Source organism: Levilactobacillus sp. LN180102, from assembly GCF_050106635.1.
GTDB classification, from domain to species: domain Bacteria; phylum Bacillota; class Bacilli; order Lactobacillales; family Lactobacillaceae; genus Levilactobacillus; species Levilactobacillus brevis.
The window spans coordinates 1-13,200 of the sequence record NZ_JBNIIX010000028.1 but is presented as its reverse complement, the minus strand read 5'-3'; the positions used below and the strand labels follow the sequence as shown (position 1 = coordinate 13,200).

Sequence of the window (13,200 nt, the reverse complement as noted above, 5' to 3'; positions counted from 1 at the left end):
AAGGTTGACATCGAGATAATTCATAAGAAATTGTTGACGGTGATCGGTTCAGCCGAACGCCCATTTGGATATTGGACAGCCCTAGTTCACAAAAGGTTTCGATTTTAATTCGTTCGGAATAGGCTATACTAGACAAAAGATCAGCTCCTAAAAGATGGGTTTGTGGTAAACACCATTTTAAAGGAAGCTGATCTTTTTTGTCCGAACAGCGTTCGGATTAATTTTACAATCTACCTATCCACAAAAGATGTTTTGCTGAGCTTAATTTGATCAAATTTAGGATCCTATGAAACCCCATGACTTAATTTTTATTGTGCTTGGTCAACACTTAATTCACCTGTATAATGGATTACGCAGGAAGTTTTAAGGGCGGTGGCTGTCTTTTCCCTTGCGAGGTGAGGCCCATGGGAACATGGAATAATCTTCAGGAAGGTTTCACAGTCAATGAGCGTCTTCCAGACACTCTCGTTGATGTTGCTGTTTGGCACGTTTTTAATCGCGCTCCTCAGCTATATCGACAAGCACCACAAATAAAAAAAGCCGCCCTGTGTAACTTTGGTAGAGGTCACAGGACGAGCTAAAATCGTTTATTAAATTTCTGCCACCGCCTTTGAAGCGGCTTGCACGGGAAGTCCTGTTTTCGGCGGGGCTTCCTTTTTCTGTTTCCATTATAGCATGTCCCTTAAAAACTGGCTAACGTTTCATGCTTCGATCAGATTCAGGATCAGGTTGTTTGATTTCCGGATTTTCTTCAGCAAATGCTTGCAGCTGTTTTTGTGTTCGATTACTGATTTCATGGTGTATATCATTTAGTTTATTTTTTAGTTCTGATTTTTGTTGTGGGTTCCTTGCTTGCTGAACTTGTCGTTGCAAACTTGATATAACTGATTAAGCGCTCGGGCTGATAGCTTTTTTATTTTACATTTGAATTACAAGTGCATACCCCCATCTTCATGCCGGTTCCGGGTTTGGTGTTGCCGCTGCTTTTTCGTCATTTCCCACTCAGTCTCTTTTAAGCCGCGTGCCTGTCTTTGTCGTTCGTAATCTTCATCATGGGCATATAGGGCGGTCATGATTGCGTTACTAAAGGCTGTCTTTAAGTAGTAGCTTGGACTAACTGGCTTGTAATTTAGCGGTTGATAATGTCCAATATTTACTTTTCTATACTGATCGTCCTTGGCTTGTTGCTTTTTTAACTGCTTTTGGATTTTCTCGATCTGACTGTTCTTAATCGTTGGATCAGCTTTGCATTCGCCAAAAAAGAGTTGTTTAGTGCCATCATGCTTTAAAACCCGTTGTAAGTGATGATTTTCTAACTGATCTAAGCTAAGCTGTCCCGATAAATAAGCTAGTCCTTGTTGATGTTCTTGGGGACTGAACACCTGTGGTGGATTTGCTTGCCACTGTTCAATTGTTTCAGCCTGACATGGCTTTAAAACAGGATCATAGTACATCACGGCTGTATAGGCTTGTTCCTGTTTAATCATTGGTAATTCATTAAAATTGCCGTTAGGAAAGGCCCTTTTCAATACTTCATGGTATTGCGTTTTAATGACTTGCTTAACGGCCATGATTGCCCGTAGGTCTTTGACTGCTCGAGTAATCTTTTGCTGCTCGGTTGGTGAATACTTTTCTAGTAGACCTTGATCAACGTGTTCTAGACTTTCTAAGCTATCATCATGAATCATCAGCGTATATTTAAGCTCGATTTTGACTTCCTTTTCTTGTTGCATTAATAACTTCCAGCCAACGTATGGCCGTTTGGTAAAGGTCAATAATTGTCGTGCCGATAAATCATCACGAATATTCATTAAATGTTCGTTTAATTCACTGCCTTTGAAAATCGTTTGTTCACTATTAGTTTCTTTAATCAATTCCCGTCGTTCAGCCGCGGTTGTCTGTTCAAAATCAAGCTCTGGATAAAGTTTTTTAGTCGTGCGATCAACTACTTTATTTAAGAGTTCATCTGCTTTTTTTAGTGAACTTTCTTGTTGGTTAATCGTCAATAATTGCTTAGTGACATCTTCACCAACAGCGTGCTTAATTAAGGTACTGTTTTTCCAATTAAATAGCATGCGCCGCTTATCATCTAAACTTTCCAAACTAATATAAGTTTTCAGTTCGTGGCTTAACTCTTTGACCACTTTTTTCTCGTTAAACGAGAAGTGTTTACTTAGGCTATCCAAGTGACCTCGATTAATTACTTTTTCTTGATTGTTTTTATAATTCGCTTTGGTCTTACGATATTTCTTAACTTGTTGGTTAAATTCTTTCCTTTTACTCCGCTTACTATTGATTCCCTCATGTTGAGTTGGAACTTCATCTATTCCTTGATTTTCAAAAGATTTTTCACTGATCCGATCCGGAATATTTTTTTGCTCTAAAACCTGATTGACACTAACTGCCCAATTATGACGCCATTCAATTATTTTTTCTTTCTTATCCCAATCGACCATCAGTATCTTTCTACTCTTAGGGTACTTGCTAGTTCCGGTATACATTTTATTGCCATTCTCATCTAAAATATATTGCTTTTTACTCTTGATTCCCCATGTTCCGTCTGGGTTAAATGGTCGGTTAGTTAACATCACATGTGCGTGCGGATTATCTTGGTGGTCGCGATGAATCGCTACATCAGCTACCATGCCTTGATCAACAAAATTTTCTTGCACGTATTTTGTCAATAATTCTTTCTGTTCATCTTCGCTTAGTTCAACTGGCAAAGCCACGTTAAACTCTTTCGCATACCGAGAATTTGCTCGCCGATCTTTTCTTTCTACTTCGTTCCATAATTTTTCTCGATCACTGGCCCATGCTGGTGCATTTTTAGGAGTTAAAATAAAACTCTCTGGTATGACTGACCGAGCATAGAAATAGTGGTGACCTTCTTGATCATCAAATAATTTTTCACCACTTCGATAAGCGGCACTGGCAATCGCACTTCGTCCTTTCCCAGCACTAATATTACTAAAACTCATATGAAAAATTGCCATACTAGTCACCACCTTTCTTTGGATCTATTGGTTGATTTTGTTGTCGCCATCGGCGACTTCTAATACAGGATTTTGGCACGATTTACCCCACAAGAATTTAGTGGGGTGTAAGTGCGCATTGACCTCGTTTCACTCAGTCTTCTGATTCTCTTAACTTTAATTTAGTGTATGCCTTCCGCTTCGCTATTTCAAATTTTATACTTTGACTTAACGTTTCCTATATGATATAGTTTCGGTGATTATTTCTAATATGATTGGAGGGATCGTTATGTCTCAAAGTAACTTAGAAAAACAAGAAGATAAATTAAAAGACCTTAATCAAAAAATTAAGGACGAAAAAAATAAGATTGAACAACGTCTAGGTAAACAAATCATCAGTCAAGCCAATTTAGATTATGCTAATTTATCTAATGACAATATCAAGTCCTTATCCAAAAAAGTATCCGAGTTTTTAAAGGAAAAGTCCGTAGATCATTAGTCATAGGAGATGGGGAATTCCATGCCTAATCAATATGAAAAACTAATTGAACAACAAGCGCGTTTAAAACAAAAAATTGAGCGGGAAGATTTTAAGTTACGCCAATCTAAGTATTATGAAAATCGACAAGCACGAAAAGCCCGTTCTCGCCGATTAATTCAAAAAGGGGCTTTATTAGAAAAGTACTTTCAAGCTAATAACCTCTCGGTCGAACAAACCGAAGAACTTTTAAAAACATTCGCTGACTATGTCAACGCCCATAAACCGGATAAATTAAAAAACGATCAACCTAATAACTAGGCCGATCGTTTTTATTTTCAGGATTGTTTTGGGTCTAGAATTTTTGGTGTTGGAAAGTATTTCCATTCCAAAAGTACTAGGCCCTTTTTGATAACAAAAAAAGGCATATAAGCCTCCCTAGTGCTATGCTTTAAGCGACGAAACTCAAGATAAGCGGGGTAGGAATAGATGTCTCAACTAGATAATACACTTAAATTACTGGGAATTACAGACACAAACATTCAGGTGTTCGGTACTCGTGAGGAATTTCGCTGGCAATATCGTTTTAATATTTCTGCAAGTATTGCACCAATAAATCAATCCCTGCTTGGCAGCTCTGCGTCATTACTGACTCAGGTTCACCAGGAAAATAATACGTTTTGGCTAACGTCGTTTCCGGATTAGCTAAGCCGATACAAACAGTCCCCACCATTACGCCCTCCAATTTATCAGGACCAGCCACGCCGGTAAACGCTAACGCAAAATCAGTACCGGCAATTTTGCGCGCTTGTTGGGCCATGCTTTTAGCAACTTCAGGACTGACGACGCCATATTTTGCGATCAAAGCGACCGGCACGCCGAGTAGCTTGGTTTTAGCCGTGGTGGCGTAGGTGATGAAACCGCCTGGATAAATTTGACTAGCCTGTGGTGTGGCGGCTAATTGGCTTTGAAAGGTCCCGCTAGTTAAGCTCTCGGCGCTGGTCAATGTCAGTTTGCGTTTAGCTAAATATTTTGCTAGTGTCGGTATATCCATATTGCATTCCTCCTCTACTCTACAGCAGTGAATAATTTTGGTACCGAAAGTTTCCGCTGTTCCGAACGATACGACTTGGACTTGCTTAACTTCGATATTAGTTCCAATCGACATCGGGAAATAAGTTCTGCTTAACTAACATCCGATACTTGCTAATAGTGTTGTTAAAAACAAGTGACAGTAGCCATCATATTACTTGAAAATATGTCTTATTCTTATAGTGTAGCAAAGCTGCGTACTTAACTAAAGGGTAGCGTCAAGAATCTTGTGTAAATGAAATGCCTTCGTACATATAATATGTATCTAACTTAAATAAATGATGCTTCCAAGGTGTCCTGGAGTCCTTGGAACCCTCGGCGGATCCGCTTCAGAGACTTCTCGTTATAAACATTAAACTGAGAAACCAGGAAGCGATCCAGTGAATCTTCCGTTGGAAATTGTTCTTTGTGGTGGGTGGTGCGCTTGAGATGCTTATTAAAGTTCTCAATCAGGTTAGTGGAGTATAGTGATTGCCGGATAGCTGGTGGAAAGTCCATGAAAGTGAGTAAATTCGGCATTTTAAGCAGATCTTTGATTAATTTGGGATAGGTCTGATGCCAGTTGTTGGCGAACTCATTCAGTTTCAGTTCGGCTGCTTCACGGTTGGCGGCCCGATGAACTTGTTTAAAGTCACTGGTCACGGCCTTGCGGTCTTTTACGCGAACTTTGTTCATCAGATTCCGCCCAACATGAACCAGGCAACGTTGTCGTTTGGCTTTAGGGAAATGCCGATTCAAGCCTTCATCCAAACCAACTAACCCATCGGCCACAAACAACAGCACATCTTTAACGCCCCGCTTGATCAAGGTTCCCAGCAGTTCAGTCCAGATTCCAGTCGATTCCGTTGGCGCCACTTGGTAGTTCAGCACTTCTTTCGTACCATCTGGACGAATGCCAATCGCAATATGAACGGCTTCTTTTTGAACGGTATCCCGCTTTAACGGCAAGTAAGTGGCATCTAAGAAGATGGCCGCATATTGTGAAGCCAGTCGACGTTGCTGGAAAGCTTGAACCTGTTCATTGACGGCTTTAGTCATGTTGGAAACCGTGGCTTTGGAGTAGTGAGCACCGTACATTTTCTCAATGAGTTCGGCAATTTCAGCAGTGGTAATTCCCTTGGTATACAACTGAATGACCGTTGTTTCTAAATTATCACTGTGCCGACCGTAGGCTGGCAAGGTATGATTTTCAAACCGGCCATTGCGATCTCGAGGAATGGTTAAGTTAAGTTGGCCGTACTTCGTATCAAACGAGCGCTCATAACTGCCGTTGCGGTTATTACCAGTGTTAATCCCAGCGTATGAGTAGCGTTCGTAACCCAAAAACTCTGCCAATTCGGTTTGAAGCAGCTGGTTAATCGCAATTTCGAGGTGGTGACGAAAAACTTCGTCCAAATCTTGCTTTTGGGCTAGTGCAGCGATAATTTCTGTGGTAAGTTCATTCATGGGGAATGCCTCCTGTGATGTTTTCTGTGGTTACTAAATATCATAAGGGAAGGCATTCCCTATTTCTATACAATTCAGAAATCTTTTATGCATTTACACAAGATATTTTACGCTCTCTTTACTTTTGTGAGTTCGCCTACAGAAAAAGCGCCACTCTTTTGTGAGTGATGCTTTGCATACTGCTCTCTGACCCATGGGTCTAAATCGCGTTCAATTTTATGGCCCGTTTTAAACGCATATGAGCCGTCTTGCCAGTACATGGGTGTTTGTTTGTGTTTCACCATAGGCAGGCCAACCACCCTATCAGAATACCCACAGCAAGCGCCGTAAGCTCTACTATCAAATTCTTAACGTTTTGTTGCCACACTGGGAATCCCTCCTTACTACTAAAGATGTATAATTATGACAGGAGGCGTCTACTATGCATTTTGACTTTAAATATGCGTTGCTGGAAAATTCTTTTTTTGTGCCACTTATAATACTAATTATCTTGCAAGAGCTCTTTCCGAATGACGATAATCGGCTTTTATTTGTTGAACTAGCACTGCTTCTTCTTGCATTCTCGATTTATTATTTATTGATTCAACGTCCTTTTATTCAGAAAAACCCAAGCTTTAAGCACTCTAATAGATGTTATAATGACAAATTAAGTTTCTATTTAAAACTATTAGCTACAATTTTAATTATTGCTTTTTTTGTGATAGATCAGTACCTTATTGGCTACATCATAATGATGCTAATATGGTTCTTAATTGATGGCCTTTCTACAGCAAGAAACTAGTTTGTCATTGCTACTTCCCCCTTGGTTTTGCTCAAACTAAAAGGACGATGCTTTTCAACATCGTTTTTTCTCCACACTGTAATACGCGGCTTATGTGGTCGTTGCGGCTTTTTACGTTGCCACCGTCCATCTTTAAGCTGTCGCTCTAACTCGCCCAATCAACGCGCCTCTGTGTGGCTGACAAGGCCAAATTTTGTATTTACCATCTGGCCCATGCTGACCACCTCCTACTGTAATAGTGATATAATTTAGCCGTATAAATTATTAACAATGGGGCAAATGGTTATGTATAAAAATATCCTTGTACCTGTAGATGGTTCAGAAAACTCTCAGCGTGCTTTAAAACATGCAATTGAATTGGCAAAGTTAAGCGGTAGTAAACTCATCCTAGCGCATGTTATCGACATGAATGGTGTCTTCAACTATCCACAAGCTACCACATCTAGTACAGTTAAAGATCTGGTTTCTAACTTTCAAAAACAAAGTAGCATTATTTTAAATCACGCCAAGAATCAAGCAATGGATCTAGGCATTGATGCAACGACCATTCAAGCTTCGGGATCTGTTAAGGAACAAATTGCTACAACGATTCCTAACGAATATGATATTGATTTAATTGTCATTGGTAAAACAGGACGCGATGCTCTTTCACGTCTAGTCTTAGGTTCTACAACTGCCTACGTTGTACGTAAGGCTAAAGCCAACGTGACTGTCGTAAACATGGATGATTAGGTACCCAAGACTGGCTTTGGCTAGTCTTTTTATTTTGGGCAAAATAAAAACGCCATGCTTTTAGCACGACGCTTGTATTTCTTCCTATCCACTAGTTATTACTGTATCAATTCAAGCACAACTGCTGAAATAACAATCACAGTGACAAACATTAGAGTCTCTAGCTTATCTCGTGTCATTAGGCACATCTTCTCTCTATTCTGGCTCACTGATCAATTAACTTCAAAACAGTTATGTATGGCCGCCTCGTTGGAAAGACGGCCAACTGTATGAAAGCCAGCGATGCAATGCTGACTCATATCACTAGCGTTATCAAGTTGTCTTCGCAACACTAGTAAATGCGAATGGAGTTACATACTAGGTAATATCTGGGGGTATTTCCTAGTACAACTATATTGTAAGCGCTATTTAAATTGAAGGGTTAAATAACGCTTGTGAAATGTGCTTGGCAGTATTTATGCCCTAACAGATATTATGTATCAACGGAAGAGAGCGTAAAATATGGAGGTTGCTATTATGACAACGTTTGAATTAGAAGAATACTTGGAAGCACATAGCCAGATTGTCGCCAATTTTCGGGATAAATATGCTGCGTTCCTAAACGAACAAAACGCAGACCGCCCCACTAATAAAAAATGGAGTAGCCTGCGCATTGATAACGTAACTGATAGTGGTGTTAACCGGTTCATTGGCAATATCCAAGCCAAATTGAGTTCAGTCATGAAGCCTCGCCAGCGAAAATCTTATGATGGCTGGGTTGATTATATGGAACGCAATGAAACAATTACTATTTTGGAAGAGTCCCTAATGGATCTGGATTTTGTTTAAATAAATACCACTGGCACTCGACATTAGCGGTATGATTATACTAAACAGGAGGTAATTCTATGAAAATTATTAACGTTGCTTTGCATGTAAAACCCGAAATGACGTCACAGTATGAAACGTTTGTAAGCAAATTGGTTGTCTGTTCTTCAAAGGAAGCTGGTAATGAATTCTACGGTCACTTTAAATCATTGATCAATGACAACGATTACGAAATAATTGAACATTGGGAGGATCAAACAGCGGTCGAATCCCACAATGAAACTCCCCACTTTCAGAATTTCTTAGATCACATTAATGACTATTTGACTTCAGCTCCTGAAATCACGCGAATGGACTACTAATGATCGAAGTTATCTGTTACAGGAGGCACTCACAATGTTTTTACTGCTAACACTCATAGTTATATGGGCAGGATACAAGTTCTTCACACAGTGGATATGGTGGATCATAGGCATCATGCTACTGATCGACGTCTGGAAGATTGTTACGTCATGGCCCGCGTTGCTGATCATTGCTGGTACATGCTTCTACTTGCTGTATAAGCGTCACAAGGAAAATATGCCACGCAAGAAAGTTGAACCTACATTGTCGGGGCCAATTAATATGCAAGGCAAAAAATACTAAGCAAAAAGCCACTGAAAATTATCTTTTCAATGGCCCTTTATTTAGTATTTATCTTATTTAACAGCTTCTTTAAATCTCTATAAGAACAATTAAAAAAATCAAAGTCGCCCTTTTTCTCAGTGATCGTATATGGCAATTTATTAGCAAGCTTATTTAAATCACCAGCAGATAAGCCAAGCTTTTTCGCCTTGATCGCAATTTTTTTCTGTAGTTTTACTCTAGGAAGTCCAAAAAGCAAGTCTGGAATTGAAAAAGATATAGCATCAATTATAAAACCAAACACGAATTCAATAAAATTTACCATCATATTGCCACCTAGCATACTGTTTAATTATCAACAGAATTTAAAAAAGCGCAATACCAATACCATTTGTTATTGTTCAGCGATCGACACAGTGTTACTATTAGTTTCGTTCCTACATTCCATTGGAATTTTCAGGTAAAAAAGCCAACTAAGAAGATACCCTCATACTAACTTCTTAGATGGCTTTTTTGTAGTTATCTTCCAATATCTTTGAAGCTGTCCTTGTGGTAAGAATAATTATGTTTAATTTTATTTTTAGTAAACACATTATAATGATCCATATGGTGATAATTCTTTAAAACTCTGCGATTCGAAATCCTTTCTTTCGATAACCAAAACTCTCCAAACGTTTGATACTCATATTTATAATGACCATTTAGAATGTAACTAACCCCAGAGCCGTGAGTAACTTTCTTACTTAAGCTCTGGATAAAAATTTTATTTGCTCCACTTTTCTTAGTGCTATACGTCAACTTACTATTTACATACACATTATTTTTCGTAATTTTTATTACAAAGAATTTATTTTTACCTCTATACTGATACCAGGTGCCTCGTATAGATTTAGGTGTAGATTGCGCTTTAGCTTGAGCTGTTACCCCTACAGTAGTTATAAATCCAAGTGGCACCAACAACATAACCATAATCTTCATTATTTTCGCCATATTTACTTCTCCATTCCGCAATAACAATGTACCAGAACACTAACCCTTAGCCTAAGTGAAAAATTCTCATTACCTGATTTAACACAACCGGAACGATGTATCCAATTACACACAAGATAATACCGGTTTTTTGAATGACCGTTAAGTCTTTAAAATCATGCCAGAACCCCACAACTAGACAAATAACCCCAATTAAAATTAAGAATGGAATTAAAACTGCAATATTAACCCAATTAATCATGTGATCACCTCATCTATTAGCTATACCGATTCTTACTTTACATAAGGTGGCTTATCCCAAGTAACCCCCTCACTCCCTGATAAAACAACGATCCGTTATTTGGCCTTTGTGAAATTTGACGGGAGAGGAGTGGTCTAGATGAAAAATCCCAAAAAAATCAGTAACTCACTTTGTGAATTTAACCGCCTAAACTCCTAGACCATTGAGCCAATCGTGCCTGACACCAGTCCAAAAAATCCCGTTCTGAAATCGTTGGTGTTCCCGTCAATAACTTTTTTGTGATGGGCTCCTCACCTAAAGCCGTCTCAATTAACCCAACCACTAAATAATCTGTCTGTTTCGTAACCCAATTTTGTGGTTTCGCCCCAAAGACTTTCGCCAAACTAAAAGCTTGATCCCTATTCATGGTAGTTAGACGTCCGGTAAAAGCAATCTCACAATCTCTTAAATCAAGCATTTTAAATCATCAACTTTCTTGATTCTAATGTTGGTTTTGACTTGACGGGTTATGGTTTTCCATTCAGTTTAGAGGGAGTGACGTTTTGAGCGCAGAATTGTTCCCTGGAAACAGTTATTTGGAATAACTGAACCAGAGTACAATTCTACTACTAAAAGTTTCCCCTTAGTTCGTCGGTCGTTAACGCCCGTCGCTTGTCTGTACAATTGCGGTATTGCTACCACCACTCATTATAAACCTACGTTTTCGGTTTAGCCTACTAAAAAACGCCCTAGCAGGCGTTGATGATACGTATTTATTTTTGTTCGATCACCAACTAATCAGTGGCACCAAGCCGAAGCTTCGTTTTACCACCCGCGCCGTTAATGGCCGCGCTCACCATTCACCACCCAGCCGTACAGATGACCTTGTTGTGGTATAGCCAGACTTATTGAAGTCGCACTGGCAAACGTGTCCCCTTGGATTTAGACCCCAGCTTGTCCCCTAGGGCTTTAAAAATCGCACCGGCCATGATATAATAGTCATTAAACAAGTTGACTTTTATGTGGCGCTCACCGATTCCAGTCGGTGGGTGTTTTTTTATGTTCTATTTTATGTCTAAATAATATCTCAATAGCAAGAATAAGTAAAGGCGCTTTTTACATAGTTCTATAGAACCGTGTAATCTATAATTCTATAAATCTATAGTTCTATAAATCTATAGATGTTCATTTCTATAGTTCTATAAATCTATAGTTCTATAGAGCTGCTATGTCGGCAATATTCGCTATTTATTAGAACTATAGATCTATAGTTCTATAGTTCTATAGATATTAATTTCTATAGTTCTATAGATTTGAAGAAAATTTTCTATAGAATTTTATTTTTTTGTGCTATAATTTTTCCCAAAAGGATGTGTCTATGTTGACCACAACTATTACAACCGGGAATTTTAAAGGTGGAGTTGGAAAAACAACTAATGCTGTTATGATTGCTTACACCTTATCCAATAGAGGGAAAAAATCCTTAATAGTAGATCTTGATCCACAAGCTAATGCTACAGACTTGCTGTTTACAACAATGAGCCAAGTGTATGGAACTAAACCTGATTTTAGCGAAACGCTTGAAGTTGCTTTAAAAAAAGGTAGTTTAGAAAATGCAATTGTTCATGTAAATGATAACTTAGATTTACTTCCATCGGATGATGATTTACAGAACTATGATAAATTTCTGAGCTCTTCGTTTCCTGATGACTACACACAAGATCATTATTTCTCTAAACTATTATCAAAAATTTCAAGTAAATATGATTTTGTAATATTAGACGTTCCCCCACAATTAAACAAATTTACTGATTCCGCTTTGGTTGCAAGTGATTACGTTATTGTTATTTTGCAAACCCAAGAGCGCTCATTGCGAGGGGCAGAAACATACGTTAAGCACTTATTGCAAATCAAAGACGATTACTCTCTCGACATTGATTTGTTAGGCGTTTTACCTGTCTTACAACAAAACGGAAATGATTTAGATTTAGACGTTATCGAAGATGCAACTACAAGCTTCGGCAATGCAAACATGTTTAAACAAAAGGTGCGTCAGATGGCTAGATTAAAACGATTTGATCGCACTGGTATAACAAATAATGCTAGCCATGACATAAACGACAGAAGGGTTCACCATCTTTATGATTTGGTTGTAGATGAATTATTAGAACGTTTAAAATTGATTAGAGGTTAAAAAATGACTGCTAACGATAAAATGGGATTAGGTGCTTTTGGAGAAACTAGAAAGAATAAAACCACACGACCTCAGAAAATTGAGCCACAAAAATTTGAAGAACAACACAGAAGCATGCCAAATGACCAAGTACTAATTAAGCCAAAACGTAGATTGACAGCAAAAGATACTCCAAAGTCTGTCCAGGCACAATTAGACACTCATATGGCCATAAAGCAAATAGCTACCATTGAAAATAAGCGAAACTATGAGGTTCTCAACGAAATCGTTGAAAGCTATGTTCAGAATATGCCAAGCCAAAGCAAAAAATTGGTAATAGATAGTGTTAGAGCTGTTCAACAAAATATGCGCGATTTTTAAATATCTATAGATCTATAGTTCTATAGAATGGACGTTTTGTATAACTGCCAAATTAACGAATAACGCCACGTCCTCAGACAACACGTTCAGCTTTTAGACGTATACTTGTCCGTTTAAATGGAGCAGAATGCACACAAAAAAGTCCTCTATTATGCGGAATAGAGGACTTTTTTGAAATCAGTACATACAGGCTTTGCTTAGGAGCGTTGCTTGTGTCCATTTAGGACATACACAATTATAGCACGTATTTGACAACTATATACACGTATAAACAAACAATGCACGAGAATGCGTTTATATTACGTCTGAAAGTCAAGTCACGAGATTTTCACGATATGGTAGATTGCAAATTTAATCCGAATTTTTGGACAAATTTGTCACCATAACCTGATACGGTGTTTGCCAGTCGAGTATTTTAAGCGGTCGCTGGTTAATTTGGAGTAACGTCGTCGTTAAATCTTGAGCACTAATGTGCTCAAAACGAGTCCCTTTAGGATAAAAATA

The 13,200-nt window shown here is 38.5% G+C and carries 18 protein-coding genes and 2 pseudogenes; 9 read left to right on the top strand and 11 right to left on the bottom strand.

Going from position 1 to position 13,200, the window contains the following annotated elements; all coding sequences use genetic code 11:
• Positions 1 to 136, bottom strand: a 136-nt coding sequence (locus ACP4IT_RS12070; RefSeq protein ID WP_426855816.1) for a helix-turn-helix domain-containing protein, incomplete at its 3' end; no start/stop codon positions are given.
• A gap of 308 nt (positions 137 to 444) precedes the next feature.
• Here ACP4IT_RS12070 and ACP4IT_RS12065 point away from each other — a divergent pair.
• Positions 445 to 534 carry a putative holin-like toxin gene (locus ACP4IT_RS12065; RefSeq protein WP_021353390.1) on the top strand — a complete coding sequence of 30 codons (90 nt, stop codon included), beginning with the start codon at positions 445 to 447 and terminating at the stop codon, positions 532 to 534.
• Here ACP4IT_RS12065 and ACP4IT_RS12060 read toward each other — a convergent pair.
• The 3 genes and pseudogenes from ACP4IT_RS12060 to mobQ form a co-directional block, all read right to left on the bottom strand.
• On the bottom strand, positions 493 to 669 hold the full coding sequence (locus ACP4IT_RS12060) for a hypothetical protein (RefSeq protein ID WP_155275701.1): 177 nt from the start codon (positions 667 to 669) through the stop codon (positions 493 to 495). The genes ACP4IT_RS12065 and ACP4IT_RS12060 overlap by 42 nt on opposite strands.
• 24 nt (positions 670 to 693) lie before the next feature.
• A pseudogene (locus ACP4IT_RS12055) lies at positions 694 to 917 on the bottom strand (LtrC-like protein); the annotation flags it as partial.
• 12 nt (positions 918 to 929) lie between these two features.
• The gene (mobQ, locus tag ACP4IT_RS12050; protein ID WP_024855809.1) at positions 930 to 2,993 is read right to left on the bottom strand and encodes a MobQ family relaxase; all 2,064 of its coding nucleotides are present in this window, start codon (positions 2,991 to 2,993) and stop codon (positions 930 to 932) included.
• 250 nt (positions 2,994 to 3,243) lie between these two features.
• Between mobQ and ACP4IT_RS12045 the strand changes: the two genes are divergently transcribed.
• Positions 3,244 to 3,471 carry a hypothetical protein gene (locus tag ACP4IT_RS12045; RefSeq protein ID WP_080680675.1) on the top strand — a complete coding sequence of 76 codons (228 nt, stop codon included), beginning with the start codon at positions 3,244 to 3,246 and terminating at the stop codon, positions 3,469 to 3,471.
• Between the two features lie 21 nt (positions 3,472 to 3,492).
• Positions 3,493 to 3,771, top strand: a complete 279-nt coding sequence (locus tag ACP4IT_RS12040) for a hypothetical protein (RefSeq protein ID WP_003680647.1) — start codon at positions 3,493 to 3,495, stop codon at positions 3,769 to 3,771.
• Positions 3,772 to 4,036: 265 nt separating this feature from the next.
• On the opposite strand, the gene ACP4IT_RS12035 is transcribed toward ACP4IT_RS12040, so the two are convergent.
• Both ACP4IT_RS12035 and ACP4IT_RS12030 read right to left on the bottom strand, forming a co-directional pair.
• Entirely contained in the window at positions 4,037 to 4,504 is a 468-nt protein-coding gene (locus tag ACP4IT_RS12035; RefSeq protein ID WP_024855811.1) for a CinA family protein, read from the bottom strand.
• Positions 4,505 to 4,812: 308 nt separating this feature from the next.
• Entirely contained in the window at positions 4,813 to 5,988 is a 1,176-nt protein-coding gene (locus ACP4IT_RS12030; protein WP_024855812.1) for an IS256 family transposase, read from the bottom strand.
• Between the two features lie 421 nt (positions 5,989 to 6,409).
• On the opposite strand from ACP4IT_RS12030, the gene ACP4IT_RS12025 reads away from it, so the two are divergent.
• The 4 genes from ACP4IT_RS12025 to ACP4IT_RS12010 all read left to right on the top strand — a co-directional run bounded on the left by ACP4IT_RS12025 (position 6,410) and on the right by ACP4IT_RS12010 (position 8,670).
• Complete coding sequence (locus ACP4IT_RS12025; protein WP_024855813.1) at positions 6,410 to 6,769, top strand: hypothetical protein; 360 nt, start codon at positions 6,410 to 6,412, stop codon at positions 6,767 to 6,769.
• Positions 6,770 to 7,054: 285 nt separating this feature from the next.
• Entirely contained in the window at positions 7,055 to 7,501 is a 447-nt protein-coding gene (locus tag ACP4IT_RS12020) for a universal stress protein (RefSeq protein WP_024855814.1), read from the top strand.
• Positions 7,502 to 8,017: 516 nt separating this feature from the next.
• Complete coding sequence (locus ACP4IT_RS12015) at positions 8,018 to 8,329, top strand: hypothetical protein (RefSeq protein WP_024855815.1); 312 nt, start codon at positions 8,018 to 8,020, stop codon at positions 8,327 to 8,329.
• A 59-nt stretch (positions 8,330 to 8,388) separates the two neighbouring features.
• Positions 8,389 to 8,670: a putative quinol monooxygenase gene (locus tag ACP4IT_RS12010; protein WP_024855816.1), complete on the top strand. Its 282-nt coding sequence runs from the start codon at positions 8,389 to 8,391 to the stop codon at positions 8,668 to 8,670.
• A gap of 320 nt (positions 8,671 to 8,990) precedes the next feature.
• Here ACP4IT_RS12010 and ACP4IT_RS12005 read toward each other — a convergent pair whose 3' ends face one another.
• From ACP4IT_RS12005 to ACP4IT_RS11990, 4 genes are all read right to left on the bottom strand, one after another.
• Positions 8,991 to 9,257 carry a hypothetical protein gene (locus ACP4IT_RS12005; RefSeq protein WP_024855818.1) on the bottom strand — a complete coding sequence of 89 codons (267 nt, stop codon included), beginning with the start codon at positions 9,255 to 9,257 and terminating at the stop codon, positions 8,991 to 8,993.
• Between the two features lie 194 nt (positions 9,258 to 9,451).
• Complete coding sequence (locus ACP4IT_RS12000; RefSeq protein ID WP_024855819.1) at positions 9,452 to 9,922, bottom strand: hypothetical protein; 471 nt, start codon at positions 9,920 to 9,922, stop codon at positions 9,452 to 9,454.
• 46 nt (positions 9,923 to 9,968) lie between these two features.
• Positions 9,969 to 10,163, bottom strand: a complete 195-nt coding sequence (locus tag ACP4IT_RS11995) for a hypothetical protein (RefSeq protein WP_024855820.1) — start codon at positions 10,161 to 10,163, stop codon at positions 9,969 to 9,971.
• A 178-nt stretch (positions 10,164 to 10,341) separates the two neighbouring features.
• The gene (locus ACP4IT_RS11990) at positions 10,342 to 10,620 is read right to left on the bottom strand and encodes a BRCT domain-containing protein (protein WP_024855821.1); all 279 of its coding nucleotides are present in this window, start codon (positions 10,618 to 10,620) and stop codon (positions 10,342 to 10,344) included.
• Between the two features lie 903 nt (positions 10,621 to 11,523).
• Here ACP4IT_RS11990 and ACP4IT_RS11985 point away from each other — a divergent pair.
• Together ACP4IT_RS11985 and ACP4IT_RS11980 are read left to right on the top strand one after the other, a co-directional pair.
• Positions 11,524 to 12,336 (top strand): ParA family protein, encoded by an 813-nt coding sequence (locus ACP4IT_RS11985; protein ID WP_024855822.1) that lies wholly within the window; start codon positions 11,524 to 11,526, stop codon positions 12,334 to 12,336.
• A 3-nt stretch (positions 12,337 to 12,339) separates the two neighbouring features.
• Positions 12,340 to 12,696: a hypothetical protein gene (locus ACP4IT_RS11980; RefSeq protein WP_024855823.1), complete on the top strand. Its 357-nt coding sequence runs from the start codon at positions 12,340 to 12,342 to the stop codon at positions 12,694 to 12,696.
• A gap of 351 nt (positions 12,697 to 13,047) precedes the next feature.
• Here ACP4IT_RS11980 and ACP4IT_RS11975 read toward each other — a convergent pair.
• Positions 13,048 to 13,200 (bottom strand): annotated as a pseudogene (locus ACP4IT_RS11975) (IS30 family transposase); the annotation flags it as partial.

Excerpts from the sequence above, each read along its gene's own strand:
- ACP4IT_RS12065 (WP_021353390.1), top strand. The coding sequence starts at position 445 with ATGAGCGTCTTCCAGACACTCTCGTTGATGTTGCTGTTTGGCACGTTT.
- ACP4IT_RS12060 (WP_155275701.1), bottom strand. The coding sequence starts at position 669 with ATGGAAACAGAAAAAGGAAGCCCCGCCGAAAACAGGACTTCCCGTGCA.
- mobQ (WP_024855809.1), bottom strand. The coding sequence starts at position 2,993 with ATGGCAATTTTTCATATGAGTTTTAGTAATATTAGTGCTGGGAAAGGA.
- ACP4IT_RS12045 (WP_080680675.1), top strand. The coding sequence starts at position 3,244 with ATGATTGGAGGGATCGTTATGTCTCAAAGTAACTTAGAAAAACAAGAA.
- ACP4IT_RS12040 (WP_003680647.1), top strand. The coding sequence starts at position 3,493 with ATGCCTAATCAATATGAAAAACTAATTGAACAACAAGCGCGTTTAAAA.
- ACP4IT_RS12035 (WP_024855811.1), bottom strand. The coding sequence starts at position 4,504 with ATGGATATACCGACACTAGCAAAATATTTAGCTAAACGCAAACTGACA.
- ACP4IT_RS12030 (WP_024855812.1), bottom strand. The coding sequence starts at position 5,988 with ATGAATGAACTTACCACAGAAATTATCGCTGCACTAGCCCAAAAGCAA.
- ACP4IT_RS12025 (WP_024855813.1), top strand. The coding sequence starts at position 6,410 with ATGCATTTTGACTTTAAATATGCGTTGCTGGAAAATTCTTTTTTTGTG.
- ACP4IT_RS12020 (WP_024855814.1), top strand. The coding sequence starts at position 7,055 with ATGTATAAAAATATCCTTGTACCTGTAGATGGTTCAGAAAACTCTCAG.
- ACP4IT_RS12015 (WP_024855815.1), top strand. The coding sequence starts at position 8,018 with ATGACAACGTTTGAATTAGAAGAATACTTGGAAGCACATAGCCAGATT.
- ACP4IT_RS12010 (WP_024855816.1), top strand. The coding sequence starts at position 8,389 with ATGAAAATTATTAACGTTGCTTTGCATGTAAAACCCGAAATGACGTCA.
- ACP4IT_RS12005 (WP_024855818.1), bottom strand. The coding sequence starts at position 9,257 with ATGGTAAATTTTATTGAATTCGTGTTTGGTTTTATAATTGATGCTATA.
- ACP4IT_RS12000 (WP_024855819.1), bottom strand. The coding sequence starts at position 9,922 with ATGGCGAAAATAATGAAGATTATGGTTATGTTGTTGGTGCCACTTGGA.
- ACP4IT_RS11995 (WP_024855820.1), bottom strand. The coding sequence starts at position 10,163 with ATGATTAATTGGGTTAATATTGCAGTTTTAATTCCATTCTTAATTTTA.
- ACP4IT_RS11990 (WP_024855821.1), bottom strand. The coding sequence starts at position 10,620 with ATGCTTGATTTAAGAGATTGTGAGATTGCTTTTACCGGACGTCTAACT.
- ACP4IT_RS11980 (WP_024855823.1), top strand. The coding sequence starts at position 12,340 with ATGACTGCTAACGATAAAATGGGATTAGGTGCTTTTGGAGAAACTAGA.